Origin of the sequence: Aeromonas sp. QDB03 (assembly GCF_027707985.1) — a bacterium.
In the GTDB taxonomy this organism is placed as follows: Bacteria; Pseudomonadota; Gammaproteobacteria; order Enterobacterales; family Aeromonadaceae; genus Aeromonas; species Aeromonas hydrophila.
On record NZ_JAPCJG010000001.1, the window covers coordinates 328,986 to 344,648 of the forward strand.

Below are 15,663 nucleotides of genomic sequence, written 5' to 3' on the forward strand. Positions count from 1 at the left end.
CAAGGAGCAACAAGCAATGGCCTTTGATTTCACTGGCAAGCGGGTCTGGGTGACCGGAGCCGGGCGCGGCATCGGCCGCGAGGTGGCAATGCAGTTCGTGGCGGCCGGCGCCTGTGTGGTGGGGCTGGATCTGGCGTTTCCCGAAGCCGACTACCCCTATGCCACCCGGCTGCTCGATATTGGCGATTCGAAGGCGGTCAACGCCTGCTGCGCAGCGCTGCTGGCAGACGGCGGGCTGGATGTGCTGGTGAACGGGGCCGGGGTGCTGCGCCTCGGCCCCACCGACGCCCTGAGCGATGACGACTGGCACGACTGCATGACGGTCAACGCCAGCGGCGTCTTCTATCTGCTGCGGGCCCTGGTGCCCCACTTCAAGGGGCAGCGGCGCGGTGCCATCGTCACCATCGGCTCCAACGCCGCCCATGTGCCGCGCATGCAGATGGCGGCCTATTGCGCCTCCAAGGCGGCGGTCACCAGCCTGACCCAGACGGTGGGGTTGGAGCTGGCCCCCTTCGGCGTGCGCGCCAACCTGGTGTCGCCGGGCTCGACGGATACCCCCATGCTGCGTGGCATGCTGCCAAGCGAGGAGGCCATGGCCCGCACCATTGCCGGGCTGCCGGAGCAGTTCAAGCTCGGCATCCCCTTGCGCAAGGTCGCCACCCCGGCGGAGATCGCCCATACCGTCCTCTTCCTGGCCTCGGATCTGGCCAGCCACATCACGCTGCAGGATCTGGTCGTCGACGGCGGCGCCACCCTGAGTGCCTGAGGCTTGAGAAACAGATGAACAATATGATTTTGCTGTTGAAACAGCTGGAACGGCAGGGGGTCAAGCTGGCGCTGAACGACAAGGGCCAGCTTATCTCCCAGTCGAGCAAGGAGGCGGTGACACCGGCCATCGGCGCCACCATCAAGGCCCACAAGGATGAGCTGGTGCGCTGCCTGGCGGCCCGTGCCGCCTTCGAGGCGCCCATTGTCGCCGAGGGCGCCCGGCAGGGGCCGCTCTCGTCATCCCAGAGCGGGCTCTGGTTTATCGAGCAATACGAGGAGGCCTCCCACCTCTACAACATGCCGGTCTATTTTCGCGTCAAGGGAGAGCTGGACACGGCGGCGCTGGAGTTTGCCTTCGACCACCTGTTTGCCCGCCACCCCAGCATGCGCACCCGCTTCATCAAGGACGAGGCGGGCAGGGGGGCGCAGGAGATCCTGCCTCACACGCCCTTCACGCTGCAGATTGAGGACGTGAGCGCAGAGCCCGCTGCCGAGCGCGAGGCCTATGTGGCCCGCCGGGTGCGCGAGGAGATCGGCCGCCCCTTCTCCCTGACCCAGGGGGATCTCAGCCGGGTGCACCTGATCCGGCTGGGCAGCCGCGAGCACGTGCTGCTGATCACCCAGCACCACATCATCTCCGACGGCTGGTCTGTCAAGAACATGTTTGCGGATCTCAAGCGCGCCTTTCTTGCCCATCAGAACCGCGAGCCCCTGCAGGTGAGCGAGCTGCCGCTCACCTACATCGACTATGCCCGCTGGTTCAACTCACCGCGTTTTCTCGATTATCACGCCGAGTTCAAGCCGTTCTGGGTCGACCGGCTCGGTGGCAGCCCCGAGGTGCACGGCCTGCCGCTCGACAAGCCGCGCCCGGCCCATCAGGACAGCGGCGGCGAGCTGGTCTTCTCCACCATCGACAACGATCTGTGGGAGAGCTTCAAGCGCCTCTGTCAGCGTCACAGCACCTCCAACTTCATCGGTCTGCACGCCCTGTTTGCATTGCTGATGGTGCGTCAGAGCGGCGAGAAGGAGGTGGTGATCGGCACCCCGCTCGCCTATCGCGAGCGCCACGAGATCGAGTCCTTGGTGGGCTTTTTTGTCAATACCCTGGTGCTGCGCACTCAACTCAGCGGCAAGCCCAGCTTTGTCGATTATCTGCAGCAGTGCCGGGAGGAGGATCTGGCGGCCTTCGATCACCAGCTCTACCGCTTCGAGGCGCTGGCCGAGGCCATCGGCGCCGATCGCACTACCGCCATCAACCCCATCTTCCAGATCATGCTGGTCTATCAGGCCAAGGTGGACTTCAACGATCTCATCCCCGGCTGCCAACTGGTGGAGGAGACCTCGCCTGTGCTGCCGGCCAAGACCGACATCTCGGTCAAGGTGACCGAGCTGATGGACTCCGTCAGGGTGGACTGGCTGTTTGCCACCGCCCTGTTCGAGCGAGAGACCATCCAGGCGTTTGCCGATCGCCTGCTGCACCTGATGCGCGCTGTGGTGGCGGCCCCCGAGACCGACATCTGGCAACTGCCGCTGGAGGCGGGCACCGACCAGGCGGCGCTGGCCGCACAGCTTGCCGACCTGCCGCGGGACTACCCGAGCCGTGACACCCTGCTCTGTCATATCGAGCGGCGCACTATTCAGTTGCCGGACGCGCTGGCGGTCAGCGACGGCGCGCAATCGTTGACCTATGGCGAGCTGGAGGTGCGTGCCAACCGGTTGGCCCACTGGCTGCAATCCTGCGGCGTTACCCCGGGCGCCGCCATCGGCATCCAGGCCAGACGCGATGTCGCCTTCGTCATCGCCCTGCTCGCCTGCTGGAAGGCGGGGGCGGCCTATGTGCCCCTCGACCCTGCCTATCCCGCCGAGCGGCTGGCCCATATCCTGAGCGACGCCAGTATTGCGCTGGTGCTCGGGGGAGAGCCGGATGCTCGGCTTGCCGAGGCCATCAAGGGCACAGATGCCGGTTACCACAACCTGCACCAGCTGGCGCTGGACAAGATGCCAACCAGCACGCCCGCACTGCCCCGGGACGCCGCCATGCTGGCCCAGATCATCTACACCTCCGGCAGCACCGGCCTGCCCAAGGGAGTCATGGTGGAGCAGGGTAGCCTGGTCAACCTGATGGCGGATCACGGTGAGCGCATCGCCCTTGGGAAGGGTGGGGCCATGTTCAACTGCATGTCCCTCTCGTTTGATGCGGGCAACATGACCAGCTTGCTGCCGCTCTACTGTGGCGCGGCCCTGCACTTCGGCGAGCCGGGTGAAGGGGTGATCGGTGCCGCGATCGCTTGCGGTGCCAGCCACATGATTTTGCCGACCGCCCTGCTCGCGAACCTGCTGCCACCGGCGGAGCTCGGCTCCCTCAAAGCCATCGGCTTTGGCGGCGAGGCGTGCCCGAGCAGCCTGGTGGAGCGTTGGGGGGCGCGGGTGGCCCTGTTCAACATGTACGGCCCGACCGAGTGCACCGTCACCGCGCTCTGCGCGCGGCTCACCCCGGGGGCGCCCATCACCATTGGTCGCCCCGTCAACAACCTGAGGGCGCTGATCCTGGACGAGGCGGGCAACCTCTGCCCGGTGGGGGTGCCCGGCGAGCTCTGCCTGGCAGGGTTGGGGCTGGCCCGCGGCTATCTCAATCTGCCGGAGCGCACCCAGGAGGCCTTTATCGAGCTGGCGCTGGCGGATCGACCCCATCGCCTCTATCGCACCGGCGATCGGGCCCTGCTGCGCCGCGATGGCAACATCCAGTATCTGGGCCGGATAGACGAGCAGATCAAGCTGCGCGGCTATCGCATCGAGCCGGGGGAGATAGAGACCCGGCTTGCCGAATTGTGCCCGGCGATGCGCCAGATCAAGGTGGTGGTGCAGGAGGGGCGCCTGCTCGCTTACGCCTGTCTGCAGGCCGGGGCGAGCGAGCCCGACGGCGACGCCCTGCTGCAGCGGGCTGGCGAGTGCCTGCCCGAATACATGGTGCCGGCGCGCCTCTGCTGGCTGCCCGAGATGCCGCTCACCCCCAACGGCAAGCTGGACTTGCGCCGCCTGCCCGCCATCGTCTGGCAGCAGAGCAAGGGCGAGTCGCAAAACGAACTGGAGCAGACCGTGCTCGCCATCTGGCAAGGGGTGCTCAAGCAACCGCTCGGGGTGGAGGATGACTTCTTCCGTCTGGGCGGTGACTCCATCCTCAGCATCCAGCTCACCACCAGGCTGCGGGATGCGGGGCTGCACTGCAGCGTGAAGGACGTGTTCGAAGCCAAGACGGTGCGCCGTCTCTGCCGCCAGCTCGGCCAGCAGCAGGCGGTCAGCCACAGAAGCGAGCAGGGCAGCCTGACCGGCGAGTTCCCGCTCCACCCCATTCAGCACTGGTTCTTCGAGCAGGGCTTTGCCAAGCCCGGTCACTGGAACCAGGGGGTGATCCTGCACCTGCCGGCCGGGGTGGACGATGAGGCCCTGCGCGGCTGGCTGGATACCCTGCGCCAGCACCACGATGCCCTGCGTCTGGCGGTGACCCCGGCCGGCCAGCGCTACCTGGCCGAACTGCCATTGCCGCCGCTGCCGACCCTGGATGCAGCCAATCTCGATGAGGCCGAGCTGCAGGCCCGCCTGACCGAGCTGCAGGGGGATCTCGACCCTGCCAGCGGCCATACCCTGGCCTGGGCCCGCCTGCGCAATCTCTCTCTGGAAGGTGAGCTGGAGGGCGAGGGCGAGACGGTAGAGGGGCTCTTCCTCGCCTTCCATCACTTGGTCATCGATGCGGTCTCCTGGCGCATCCTGGCCGAAGATCTGGCTCGGGTGAGCAGGGGCGAGCCGCTGCCCGCCAAGGGCAGCAGCTATCGCCAGTGGGGCGAGGGGCTCGCGGCCTATGCCAAACGGGAAGAGGATCAGCTTGGCTTCTGGCTGGCTCAGGGGGAGGCCAGCAAGCCAGGCTTGCTGGAAGCGGCCCGCGCCGCCGATGGCCGCGCCGCCGCCAGCCTGCTGCAACTGAGTCAGGAGACCACGGCCCGTCTCATCGACACCGCCAACCAGGCCTACTTCACCCGGGTGCCCGACCTGCTGCTGGCGGCACTGACCCGTACCCTGAGCGAGCAGGGTTACGGCAGCCGTCACTGCGTGATGCTGGAAGGACACGGCCGTGAGGCCATCGATGCGGAACTGGACGTGAGCCGTACCCTGGGCTGGTTCACCAGCACCTACCCGTTGGCGCTGGCGGATGCCGGGGCGTGGGATGCGCTGGTGTGCGCCACCAAGGAGCAGCTGCGCGCCGTGCCGGACAAGGGGGTGGGGTTCAACGCCCTGCGCTTGCACCACCCACGTGGCTGGGCACTGCCCGAAGCCCTGGTGGTCTTCAACTACCTGGGGGTCAGCCATCAGGGCGAGGCTGTTCAACCCTGGCAGCCCCTGCCGCTGGCACCGGGGGCTCCCACGTCCCCTGACAACCTGCCGCGCGAGCTGGTCAGTCTGCACGGGGGCGTCTATGACGGGCGCCTCACCCTGCGCCAGGTGGGCGCCCTCAACCAGCAGGCGAGCGACGCCTTGATGGCGCGGCTGGCGGACAACCTGACGGCGCTGGTGGAACACTGCTGCGCGGTGAAGGCCCCACGCCATACCCCGAGCGACTTCCCGGGGCTTGGCCTCTCGCAAAGCGCGCTCGATCGGGTGCTGAGCGGGCGCGAGGTGGAGACTCTGCTGCCGATGACCTCTTTGCAGCAGAGCATGTTCCATCACAGGGCGTTGCTGCCCGGGGATCACGCCTATCACCTGCAGACCGAGATGGACTATCACCAGCCGCTGGACGTGGCGGTCTACCGTCAGGCCTGGCAGGGGCAGATCGCCCGCTGGCCGGCCCTTCGCAGCGAACTGGTGCTGGCGGACGGGGTGGCGCTGCAGCGCATCCTCAAGCATGCCGAGTTGCCATTCCACTATGAGGACTTGTCCGAGGTAGGGAATGAGGCGGGAGAGGCCGAGGCACGGGTCCAGGCCTATCGCGAGCAGGATCTGGCCCGCCCGATCCCGCTCGATCAGGCGCCCCTGCTGCGCCTTGCCTGCTTCAAATTGGCCCCCGATCACCACAAGGTGATCTTCAGCGCCCATCACGGCGTGCTGGATGGCTGGAGCGGCCCCGTGTTGCTGGGTTCCCTGCATCGCGGCTATCAGGCGCTGATGAACGGCCTGTTGCCGCAGCGCGAGCCGGATACGGCCTGGCTCGAATTTGGCCGCCATATCGCCAGCCAAGCCCGCAGCGCCGACGCCTACTGGCAGGGGCGGGGCGAGCTCTTGGCAATGCCTAACGATCTCGCCTGCCTGTTTGGGGTGACGCTGGACGCTAGCTCAAGCGGGCGCCATACCCAGCAGCGACCGGCGGTGCGCGCCACGGCATTGCCGGCCGAGGTGGCGACCTTGCTCGCGCACCGTGCCCGCGAGCTTGGCGTGACTGCGGGCCTGTTGGCCCAATATGCCTGGCACCGTCTGCTGGCACGCCGCTCTGGCGATGCCGTCACCCTGGTGGGCAATGTGACCCCGGGTAGGGATTACCCCATCGAGGGGATCACCGCGAGCGTCGGGCTCTACATCAACAGCCTGCCACTGGCGCTGGCGTGGTGCACCGAGCTGACCCTGGCCGAGCATATCGCCCGGTTGCAGACCGATTTGATGGCGCTCAACGAGCACGGCACCCAGTCACTGGCGGCACTGACCAAAGGCCGAGCACGCCTGTTCCAGAGTCTGTTCGTGTTCGAGAACTACCCCATGCCGGCGGTCCCTGCTGCCCCCGAACCCCACCAGCTGGTGCCGCGCTTTGGCACCGTGGTGGAGAAGGTGGAGCTGCCGCTCTCCTTGGTGGTCAGCAGCCGGGGCGAGACGCTCCAGCTGCGCCTCGAATTCGACGGCGAGCAGATCCCCGAGGACTGGGCCGAGGCGGTGCTGGCTGCCTGGCTGGCCGAGCTCGACTGGCTGGCGCAGGCGGATCTGAGCCAGCCGGCCAGAGTGGCGGCGGCACAGCCCCCGGTGATGCCACAGGTGGCCTCCACCAGGGCGGAGTCCGGCCTGGCTCAGCCGCCGGCCGAGGCCCGTGTGCTGGTGGCCCTGTGGGAGCGCCAGTGCGGCGTACCCGGCATCTGGCAGCAGACCCTGTGTGAACTCGGGGTGGATTCGGTGCAGCAGCTCGCCCTGCTGGCGGCCCTCAACGAGGCGTTTGGCCAGGAGCGGGCGTCGCTCACCCTGCAGACGCTCAAGGCCCACCCATCCCCCAGCCGGCTCTATCGACACTGGCTGGTGCGCCAAACGGAGGCCGCGCTATGACGGTGACCATCAAGCATGAGGCTTCGCTCGTGCAAACCCGGCCTGCCCCCCGCGAGGGGGCGGCCAATCTGGGTGCGCGGCTGGCGGCATGTCTGGCCGCCACCCCGCTGGCCCCCGCCATCCGTATGGGCGGGGAGGGCATCAGTGAGGGCGGATCAGATGAGCAGTGGCTTAGCTACGGCGCGCTCAATGATCGGGTGGCCCAGATTGCCGCCCGATTGCAGGGGCTGGCGGTGGGGGAGCGGGTCGGCCTCTATCTCTCCCGCAGCCCCGATCTGGTGGCCAGCCTGCTGGCCTGCCTGCGGCTCGGCCTCACCTTCGTGCCCCTTGAGCCGGACTTTCCGGTGGAGCGGCTGCAGGGGATCGCCCGCCAGGCGCGCCTGTCGGCGGTGATCTGCGACGGCGACAGGCCGGCTCCCGCCTTCGGCTGTCCACTGCGCACCCTCGACGGACCGGCAGCGGCAGGGCCCGTCTCCTGGCCCCAGGTGGATGACGCCCTGGCTGCCTACATGATGTTCACCTCGGGCTCCACCGGCGAGCCCAAGGGGGTGGTCATCAGCCGGCGGGCCCTGCTCTGCTTCCTCGACGGGATCCGCGAGCGGCTCGGGTTCTCACCTGGCTGCCACTGGCTCTTTATCACCACCCCGGCCTTCGACATCTCCCTGCTGGAGATGCTGGGGCCGCTCTGGGGCGGTGGCCGGCTCACGGTGGCCGGCGGCGAGCACAACAAGGATCCGCTGGGGATGCTGGCGCTGCTCGAGGCCGATCCCTCCATTAACTGGCTGCAGGCCACCCCGGCCTGCTGGCGCATGCTGCTCAAGGCGGGCTGGCAGGGGCGCAATACCCTCACCGCCCTGTGTGGCGGTGAGGCGCTGGACTCAGGATTGGCCGAGCAGCTCTGTGCCCGCACCCGGCGGCTGTGGAACTGCTACGGGCCGACCGAGGCCACCGTCTGGTCGCTGGTGAGCGAGGTGCGCTGGCCACCGACTGATGGCCAGATCACCATCAGCCACAGCCTGCCCGGCTATCGGCACTGGGTGCTGGATGAGGCGGGGCAGCCGGTGGCAGAGGGGGAGTGCGGCGAGCTCTGTATCGAGAGCCCGGCCCTGTGCGAGGGGTACTGGCGCAAGCCGGCTTTGACCAGCGCCGCCTTCCTGCGCCTTGCCACCCATCGCCTCTATCGCACCGGCGATCGGGTGCGACGACTGGGGGCGGACCGCTTCCTCTATCTGGGACGGCGCGACGATCAGGTCAAGCTGCGCGGTTTTCGCATCGAGCTCGGCGAGGTGGAGGCGGGGCTGCGTCGCCAGGCCGGGGTGCAGGAGGCGGCGGTGCGTCTGGTGGGCGAGGGGGACGAGGCCATGCTGGTGGGCTACGTGGAGGCGAAAAGCGGTGTGACCCTCAATCGCCTCGCCCTGCGCAAGGGGCTGCAGGCGACGCTGCCGCACTACATGGTGCCGGCGCGGCTCATGCTGCTGGATGCCCTGCCCAAGACCGGCAGCGGCAAGCTGGACAGGAAGGCGCTGCCCTTGCCGGAATAAGTTGGACGTTAAAAGCCATGGATAAAAAAGAAGCCCGCATATGCGGGCTTCTTTGTGGGCGCTAGTCACGAGAGCTTATTGGGTGATGGGGGCCGCATCGGGTTTGGCCAGCAGCTGCTCGACGTCGTCGATCACCTTGAGGGCCGCCTGGGGGCCGCCGGTGGAGGTCCAGAGCGATCCGTCCACGGCGCCGAAGCGCTTGCTCTTGATGGCGCCGAGCTGCTGGAAGGCCGGGGTCTGCTCGGCCTGCTTCATGGCATCCACCGCGTCGCCGCTGGCGCTCAGGGTGCCAATCACCAGCCAGTCGCCGTCCAGCAGGTTGAGGGATTCGAGGCTCAGGGCCGGGGAGTGGGGGGTCTTGTCACCGATCTGGTGGGTCGGCCGGGTCAGCCCCATCTCTTCCACCACGCTGCTGGCGAAGGTGCCGCTGTGCATGTAGCTCGGGCCCTTGGGGTTCCAGCGCACAATGCTCAGGCGCTCGCCCTGATGCTTGGCGAGCTTGCTGCGGGCTTGCTGCAGGCGGGCGTCATACTGGGCGAGGAAGGTCTTGGCTTCGGCGTCCCGGTTGAGCACGTGGGCGCTGCGATTGAAGATCTCCTTCCAGGAGTCACCCCAGTTGCCGGTGACCACGGTGGGGGCGATCTCCTTGAGCAGGGCCAGCAGCTCGGGCTTGGTCTGGCCGGTGAGGATGAGGTCGGGTTCCAGATCGATCAGCTTCTCCAGGTTGGGGTTGTCCAGATCGCCGACCACGGCGATCTCCTTGCCCGCCTGTTGCAGCAGGTAGCGGGGCAGGGTGGACTGGCCGCGGCCATTGACGGTGCCGACCGGTTGCAGCCCCAGGGTCAGGGCGCTGTCCAGATCGATTTCGCTCAGTACCACCACCCGCTTGGGCTGGGCCGGTACGACCTGGGTCTTGCCGTCGGCATCGGTCACCTGACGGGTCTCGCTGCCGGCCTGTGCCTGGAAGCCGACCAGACTGGCCAGCATCAGCACGGCAGCCAGGGGAGAGGAGATCTTCATCGTTACATCCTTCTTGGTGAAATCAGTGGAACACTGGGTCCCAAACGGGCGAACTCATGCTACCACAAATTCAAATGATAAGAATTGTCATTTGTGTTTGTGGCGTGGAGAGGGGGCGGTTTGCTACCATGCTGGCTCATCCACCAAGGGCTCTTCGTGATGTTCATTGCCACCGCGCCAGCCTGTTCACTGGACCGCTTTATCGTGCAAGCCGACAGCCTGCCGCTGCCCGGCGCGGCGCATCTGGCGCTGCAACGGGTCTGCTTTGACCCCGCCGCCTTCACCCCGGCCTGTTACGACGCGGCCGGCATGGTGCTGCCCGCCAGCTTGCAGCGCGCGGCCCCCAAGCGGCTGGGGGAGTTTCTGGCCGGCCGGCTGGCGGCGCGCCGGGCCTTGCACCCCTTTGGTCTGGGCCAGCAGCAGGTGAGCATCGGGGCCGCCCGCGAACCCTGCTGGCCTGCGGGGTTTGAGGGCAGCATCAGCCACAGCCTGTTGCAGGGGCGCGGCATGGCGCTGTGTGCGGTGCGCCCCGGCCGGGCGGGGATGGGGCTGGATCTGGAGGGCTGGCTGGCAGAGGGGCAGGCGAGCGAGCTCTGGCCCGGCATTGTTAGTGGAGAGGAGTGGGCCCGGCTGGCGGCAACTGCCCCTGCCATCGGCCTGAGCAGGGCTGAGGCGCTTACCTTGATTTTTTCGGCCAAGGAGAGTTTGTTCAAGGCGCTCTACCCCAGGGTGGGGCGCTATTTTGACTTTCTCGATGCCCGCTGGCTGACCATGACGGCGCAGACCCTCACCCTCGAACTGGTGGGCGGACTGACCCCGACACTGCCCGCCGGTTGGCGCTGCACTGTGTACTGGCAGCCAATGTACTGGCAAACACTGCATTGGCAAACAGGGCACTGCCAAACACAGCAGGGCGGGGTGCTCACCAGCCTGCTGCTGTGAATGGCGGCGCGCAGAGACACAAGCATAAAAAAACCGCCTCTCGGCGGTTTTTTGATGGGGCTCAGGCCGGTTGGCGCATGGCAAAGGCATGCGGTCTGCGGCGGGGCACTATGATGGGGGCGCCGTCGCCGGGGGCGTGCAGTATGTCCACGTCGGTCTGGTAGAGGCGGTCGATGAGGGACTTGGTCACCACCTCGCGGGCCGGCCCCATGGCCTGGATGCCGCCATCCCCCAGCGCGATCAGCTCGTCGCAGTAGCGGGCGGCGGTGGCGAGATCATGGATGACGATGAGCACCGTCTTGCCCTCGGCGGTGATCTGGTGGATGGCCTCCATCACCTCGGTCTGGTGGCCGATGTCGAGGGCGCTGGTGGGTTCATCCAGCAGGATGATGTCCGCATCCTGGGCCAGCACCATGGCGAGCCACACCCGCTGGGCCTGGCCGCCGGAGAGGGAGCTGGCGCTCTGCTGCAGAATGTCGCCCAGCTGCATCCGTTCGCAGGCCCAGCGCACCATGCGCGCATCCTCCTCGCTCCACTGATTGAACCAGCCCTGATGGGGGTGGCGGCCGTACTGCACCAGCTGCTCGACCTGGATGCCGGCGGGCACCAGCGGACGCTGGGGCAGGTAGGCGAGCTCGCGGGCCAGCGCCTTCTTGCCGTAGCTTGCCAGCGGCTTGCCCTTGAGCAGGATCTCGCCGGCTTGCTGCTGCTCCTGGCCTGCCAGGAGTTTGAGCAGGGTGGACTTGCCGCCGCCGTTGGGGCCGACGATCCCCACCAGCTTGCCCTGGGGAATGGTGAAGGAGATGTCGTTGAAGACGGGCTTGTGCTGATAGCCAAATTGCAGGTGATTGATGGTGAGCGTCATCAGGCGGCCCTCGGTCTGTCTTGAAAATGGATGAATGGCATCGTCAGTCGGCCTTCTGGCGGTCTTTGAGCAGGATGAACAGCAGCAGCAGGCCGCCGAGAATACGGGTCATGATGCCGGTGGCCACCTCGTGGGGGCTGGCCAGCACCCGCACCAGGGTGTCGCTGGCCAGCAGCAGCAGGGCGCCGCACAGGGCGGCAATCCACAGCGGCACGATGCGATCCCGGCTGAGCCAGGAGGCGAGCACCGGGGCCGCCATGGCGATGAACACCACGGGGCCGCCGATGGCGGTACCGAGCGCCGCCACGACGATGGCCTGGGCCAGCACGCCGAGCTGCACCCGGTTGACGTTCACCCCCAGACTCTGGGCGGTGACGGGGCCCAGACGCAGTACGCCCAGGGCCCGGGAGAGATAAATGATCCAGGGGCAGACCAGCAGGATCAGGATCCCCACCGGCAGCACGGTGCTGTAGCCCTGGCCGACGAAGTTGCCCATGTTCCACAGATAGAGGCTGGTGAGGTGCACCAGCGACTGGGTGGACATCACGAACTGGCCGATGGCGTTCATCAGCTCGGAGACGCCGATGCCGATCACCACGAACAGGTAGCCCTGCTCCCCCGGCTTGTTGCACAGGGCATAGAGCACGGCGGCGGCAAACAGGGCGCCGAGCGGGGCGGCCCACCAAGGCCAGCTGCCGAGGGTCAGGTAGAGGGAGAAGGCGATGATGGCCAAGGAGGCCCCCTCGTTGACCCCGATCATGTCCGGGGTGGCGAGGCGGTTGCGAATGAGGGTCTGCACCAGGCAGCCGGAGAGGCCCATGGCGGCGCCCGCCACCAGCACGGCGACGATGCGTGGCAGCCGGATCTTGAAGACGGTCACCTCGCTCAGCCGGTTGCCTTCGCCAAGCAGGGTCTGGATCACCCCCAGCATGGTGAGTTTGCCCGAGCCCAGGGTCAGCGCCAGCAGGGAGAGCAGCACCAGGGCGACCAAGAGCCCCAGCGTGATCAGCCAGGCACGGCGGTGCAGCAACAGGGTGCGGCTGCCAACGCGCAGGCAGACGGTGCCGGTGGGAAGTGCCGTGGTGAGGGAGGGATGGATGGAATTGTTCATGAGGCAGGCAACCTTATTTGACGGCCAGCAGGGAGCGGAAGCCGCCGCTGCGCACCACCAGGATGAGCACGGGGGCACCGATCAGCGCCAGGATCACCCCGTTGGGCAGTTCGAACGGCTGGATCAGCCAGCGCGCCAGGATGTCGGCGCCGAGCAGAAACAGCACCCCGAACAGGGCGGAGAAGCGCACCTGGATGGCGAGGCGCACCGGCTCCACCAGGCGGGCGCAGTAGGCGGCGAGAAAACCGACGAAGCCGATGGGACCGGCAATGGCGATGGCGCAGGCGGTAAACAGGGTGGCGGCCAGGAGCACGCCGATGCGCACCCGGGTCGGCCGGATGCCGAGCGCCAGCGCCTGGTTGTCACCCATCTGCATCAGGGTGAGCTGACGACAGAGCGCCAGGGTCAGCAGCAGGCCGAGCAGGGCAAAGGGCATCACGGTGAGCACCGCATCGAGATCCGAGGCGGCCAGCGACCCCAGATTCCAGAAACGGAACTGCTCCAGTACTACCTGGTTGGAGAGCAGCAGGAAGTTGGAGAGGCCGCCGAAGGTGGCGGAGAGGGCGACCCCCACCAGGATGAGCTTGAGGGGGTTGGATCGCCCCACCATCAGGCCGAGGCCGAGCACGATGAGGTTGCCGAGCAGGGCCCCCATGCCGGACCAGAGCAGGTAACCGTAGGCGGATTCGACGCCAAAATAGGTGAGGCCGATCACCAGGGCGAACACGGCGCCGGCGTTGACCCCGAGCAGGCCGGGTTCGGCCAGTGGATTGCGGGTGGCGCTTTGCAGCATGGAGGCCGCCAGCGCGAGACAGACGCCCACCACCAGGGCACACAGGGTGCGGGGCAGACGCAGGGTATGAACGATCATGGCGAGCTTTTCATCGGCCATGAGGGCGGGATCGCCCAGCAGAAATCCGGCGACCTCGCGGCCACCATAGACACCGGCGCCGGTGGCCAGTGAGAGACAGATGAGCAGGAACAGGAGAACCACTCCCAGCCAGAACAGGTGTGTTTGGTGTCTGTGCACCCGGCTACTCCTTCACGTCGAGGCAATAACAGCAGAAAAGGGAGCCCTGACGGGCTCCCTGCGGGGTTTACAGCTTGTAATCCACGCCGGCGTAGACGGTACGACCTTCCAGAATGAAGTCGGCGTCGGTGGCGACCTGGTCACGCTGGGTGTTGGTGAGGTTGGTGATGCCCAGCTTGAAGTCGAGCGCCGGGGTCACCTTCCACTTGGTGTTGACGTCCAGGGTCTGGTAGCTGTCGGACTTGAGCGCCTGGGAGTTGTGCATCGGCACCTTGATGAACTGGCTGCCTACGTATTGCCAGGCCAGGTTGGTGCTGACGATCTCGGTGGCTTGCCAATCCAGGCTCAGGTTGCCGGTGTGATCCGGGGTCTTGGCCAGATCGTCGCCGGTGCTCTTGTCTTCGGAGTCCAGCATGGTCCAGTTGCCGGTCAGCTTGAGGTCGTCCATCACATCGACCCAGCCGGTCAGCTCCAGCCCCTTGACCCGGGCCTTCTTGACGTTGAGGTAGGTCATCACGGTCGGACGGTAGCCCGGGCCCCACTGATCGCTCTGGATCAGATCCTCGATGTCGTTGTGGAAACCGGTGAGGCCGGCGCCAAAGCGAGCGGCTTCATAGGCGGTGCCCAGCTCGTAGCTGACGGCGGTTTCCGGTTTCAGATCCGGGTTGCCGATCACCTTGCAGGCGCCGCGGCAGGCGGTGGTGGCGAAGCCTTCGCTGGACTGGGCCAGGGTCGGGGCCTTGAACGCCTTGCCGGCGCCGCCCTTGATCACCCACTCGTCGCTCAGCTTGTAGAGCGCATAGGCGCGCGGGCTGAACTCGTTGCCATAGGTCTCGTGGTGATCCAGACGACCGGAGAGGGTCAGCGCCAGATCCCCCAGGCTGAACTCATCCTGCAGGTAGAGGGCGCTCTGGCTCGCATCCACGCTGCCATTGGTGATGCTGCGGCTGTGCTCCAGCTCGGTCTTGCGGAATTCCGCCCCTGAGGTCAGCAGATGCTCCCCGAGGTAGCCGCTCAGCTGGCCGTCGACCGTGTGGTTGGTCTGGGTGACATCGGCGGCGCCGCCGTTGAGCTGGGAGTCATCCATCAGATCGGTCTGCTCGAAGTAGTAGCGGGCCCGGCTGTCGAAGTGTTCCCAACGACCGTTGTGGGTCAGCCCCAGGCTCAGGCGATCGAGTTTTTGCACGTTGTGCGGGGTGGCCGGGGCGGTGGGGGCACGCGGCACGTTGTTGAAATAGCTGTCCATGTCGTTCTGGTTGTAGCCCAGATCGAACTCCACATCCTGGTTGTCGGCCACCAGCCACTTCAGGCTGGAGAGCATGTTGACCACTTCCCGTTTCTCCAGCGCGTCGGCGTCCTTGTTGTTGGACTGATCGCTGTGCCAGCGGTCGCGCTGATAGCCTTCCACCACCAGGCTGCCGAGCAGCTTGTTGTCGATCAGGGCGCCGGAGACGAAGGCGTTGCCACGGTTGGCATCGCCACCATCACCCTTGGTGGGCATGGTGTGGGTGTAGCCGAAGGCCGCCTCGGTCTGCTCCTTGGCCTGGCGCAGGATCACGTTGACCACGCCGCCGAGGGCGTCGGCGCCATAGAGGGAGGAGACGGGACCGCGGATCACCTCGATGCGCTCGATGGCGGCCATGGGGATGGAGCTCAAGTCGAAGTCATTGCCAAACGAGCTGCCCAGGGTTTCGCGGGCGTTGACCCGCTTGCCGTTGATCAGCAGCAGGGTGTAGTCGCCGCCCATGCCGCGGATCTTGATCTCGCTGCGACCGGTGGGGTTGGTACCGATGATGTTGACGCCGGGCACGTGCTTGAGCGCTTCGCCGACGTTGTTGGCGTTCATCTTGTCCAGATCGGCGCGGGTCACCACAGAGACGCTGGCCGGGGCGGAGAGTTCGGTGTGCTGGGTCTGGGTGGCGGTGACCACCATGGTCTCGTTGGCCTTGACCGCTTCGGCCTGGGCCAGGCCCGGCAAGGCAAACAGGCCGAGGGAGAGCAAAATCGGGTTCAAGCGAAATACGCCAGGCTGCAACTGCATAGTCAAAACTCCATGAATAAAACAGAGGTTATGGGGTCCGGCTCTGGGGCCGGT

The 15,663-nt window shown here is 66.7% G+C and carries 9 protein-coding genes; 4 read left to right on the plus strand and 5 right to left on the minus strand.

What is annotated here, in order from left to right:
* Positions 1-16: 16 nt before the first annotated feature.
* The 3 genes from amoA to amoH are packed head-to-tail and all read left to right on the plus strand — an operon-like array spanning position 17 to position 8,600.
* Positions 17-766 (plus strand): amonabactin biosynthesis protein AmoA, encoded by a 750-nt coding sequence (amoA, locus tag PG900_RS01515; protein ID WP_118881095.1) that lies wholly within the window; start codon positions 17-19, stop codon positions 764-766.
* Positions 767-780: 14 nt separating this feature from the next.
* The gene (gene amoG / locus PG900_RS01520; protein ID WP_270830770.1) at positions 781-7,059 is read left to right on the plus strand and encodes an amonabactin biosynthesis non-ribosomal peptide synthetase AmoG; all 6,279 of its coding nucleotides are present in this window, start codon (positions 781-783) and stop codon (positions 7,057-7,059) included.
* A complete protein-coding gene (amoH, locus tag PG900_RS01525; RefSeq protein WP_118881096.1) occupies positions 7,056-8,600 on the plus strand; it encodes an amonabactin biosynthesis glycine adenylation protein AmoH in 1,545 nt (514 codons plus the stop codon). Before amoG ends, amoH begins: the two co-directional genes overlap by 4 nt.
* Positions 8,601-8,675: 75 nt before the next feature.
* Here amoH and PG900_RS01530 read toward each other — a convergent pair whose 3' ends face one another.
* The gene (locus tag PG900_RS01530; RefSeq protein WP_017786862.1) at positions 8,676-9,620 is read right to left on the minus strand and encodes an amonabactin ABC transporter substrate-binding protein; all 945 of its coding nucleotides are present in this window, start codon (positions 9,618-9,620) and stop codon (positions 8,676-8,678) included.
* A 156-nt stretch (positions 9,621-9,776) separates the two neighbouring features.
* Here PG900_RS01530 and amoD point away from each other — a divergent pair, with 156 nt between their 5' ends.
* Positions 9,777-10,562: an amonabactin biosynthesis phosphopantetheinyl transferase AmoD gene (gene amoD, locus PG900_RS01535; protein WP_085735331.1), complete on the plus strand. Its 786-nt coding sequence runs from the start codon at positions 9,777-9,779 to the stop codon at positions 10,560-10,562.
* A 61-nt stretch (positions 10,563-10,623) separates the two neighbouring features.
* Here the strand turns inward: amoD and PG900_RS01540 are convergent, their stop codons facing one another.
* From PG900_RS01540 to PG900_RS01555, 4 genes are all read right to left on the minus strand, one after another.
* Positions 10,624-11,427: an amonabactin ABC transporter ATP-binding protein gene (locus tag PG900_RS01540; protein WP_016350955.1), complete on the minus strand. Its 804-nt coding sequence runs from the start codon at positions 11,425-11,427 to the stop codon at positions 10,624-10,626.
* A gap of 43 nt (positions 11,428-11,470) precedes the next feature.
* Positions 11,471-12,538, minus strand: a complete 1,068-nt coding sequence (locus tag PG900_RS01545) for an amonabactin ABC transporter permease subunit 1 (RefSeq protein WP_039213545.1) — start codon at positions 12,536-12,538, stop codon at positions 11,471-11,473.
* Positions 12,539-12,551: 13 nt separating this feature from the next.
* The gene (locus PG900_RS01550; RefSeq protein WP_011705838.1) at positions 12,552-13,568 is read right to left on the minus strand and encodes an amonabactin ABC transporter permease subunit 2; all 1,017 of its coding nucleotides are present in this window, start codon (positions 13,566-13,568) and stop codon (positions 12,552-12,554) included.
* Between the two features lie 67 nt (positions 13,569-13,635).
* Entirely contained in the window at positions 13,636-15,609 is a 1,974-nt protein-coding gene (locus PG900_RS01555; protein ID WP_106552435.1) for a siderophore amonabactin TonB-dependent receptor, read from the minus strand.
* Positions 15,610-15,663 lie beyond the last annotated feature (54 nt).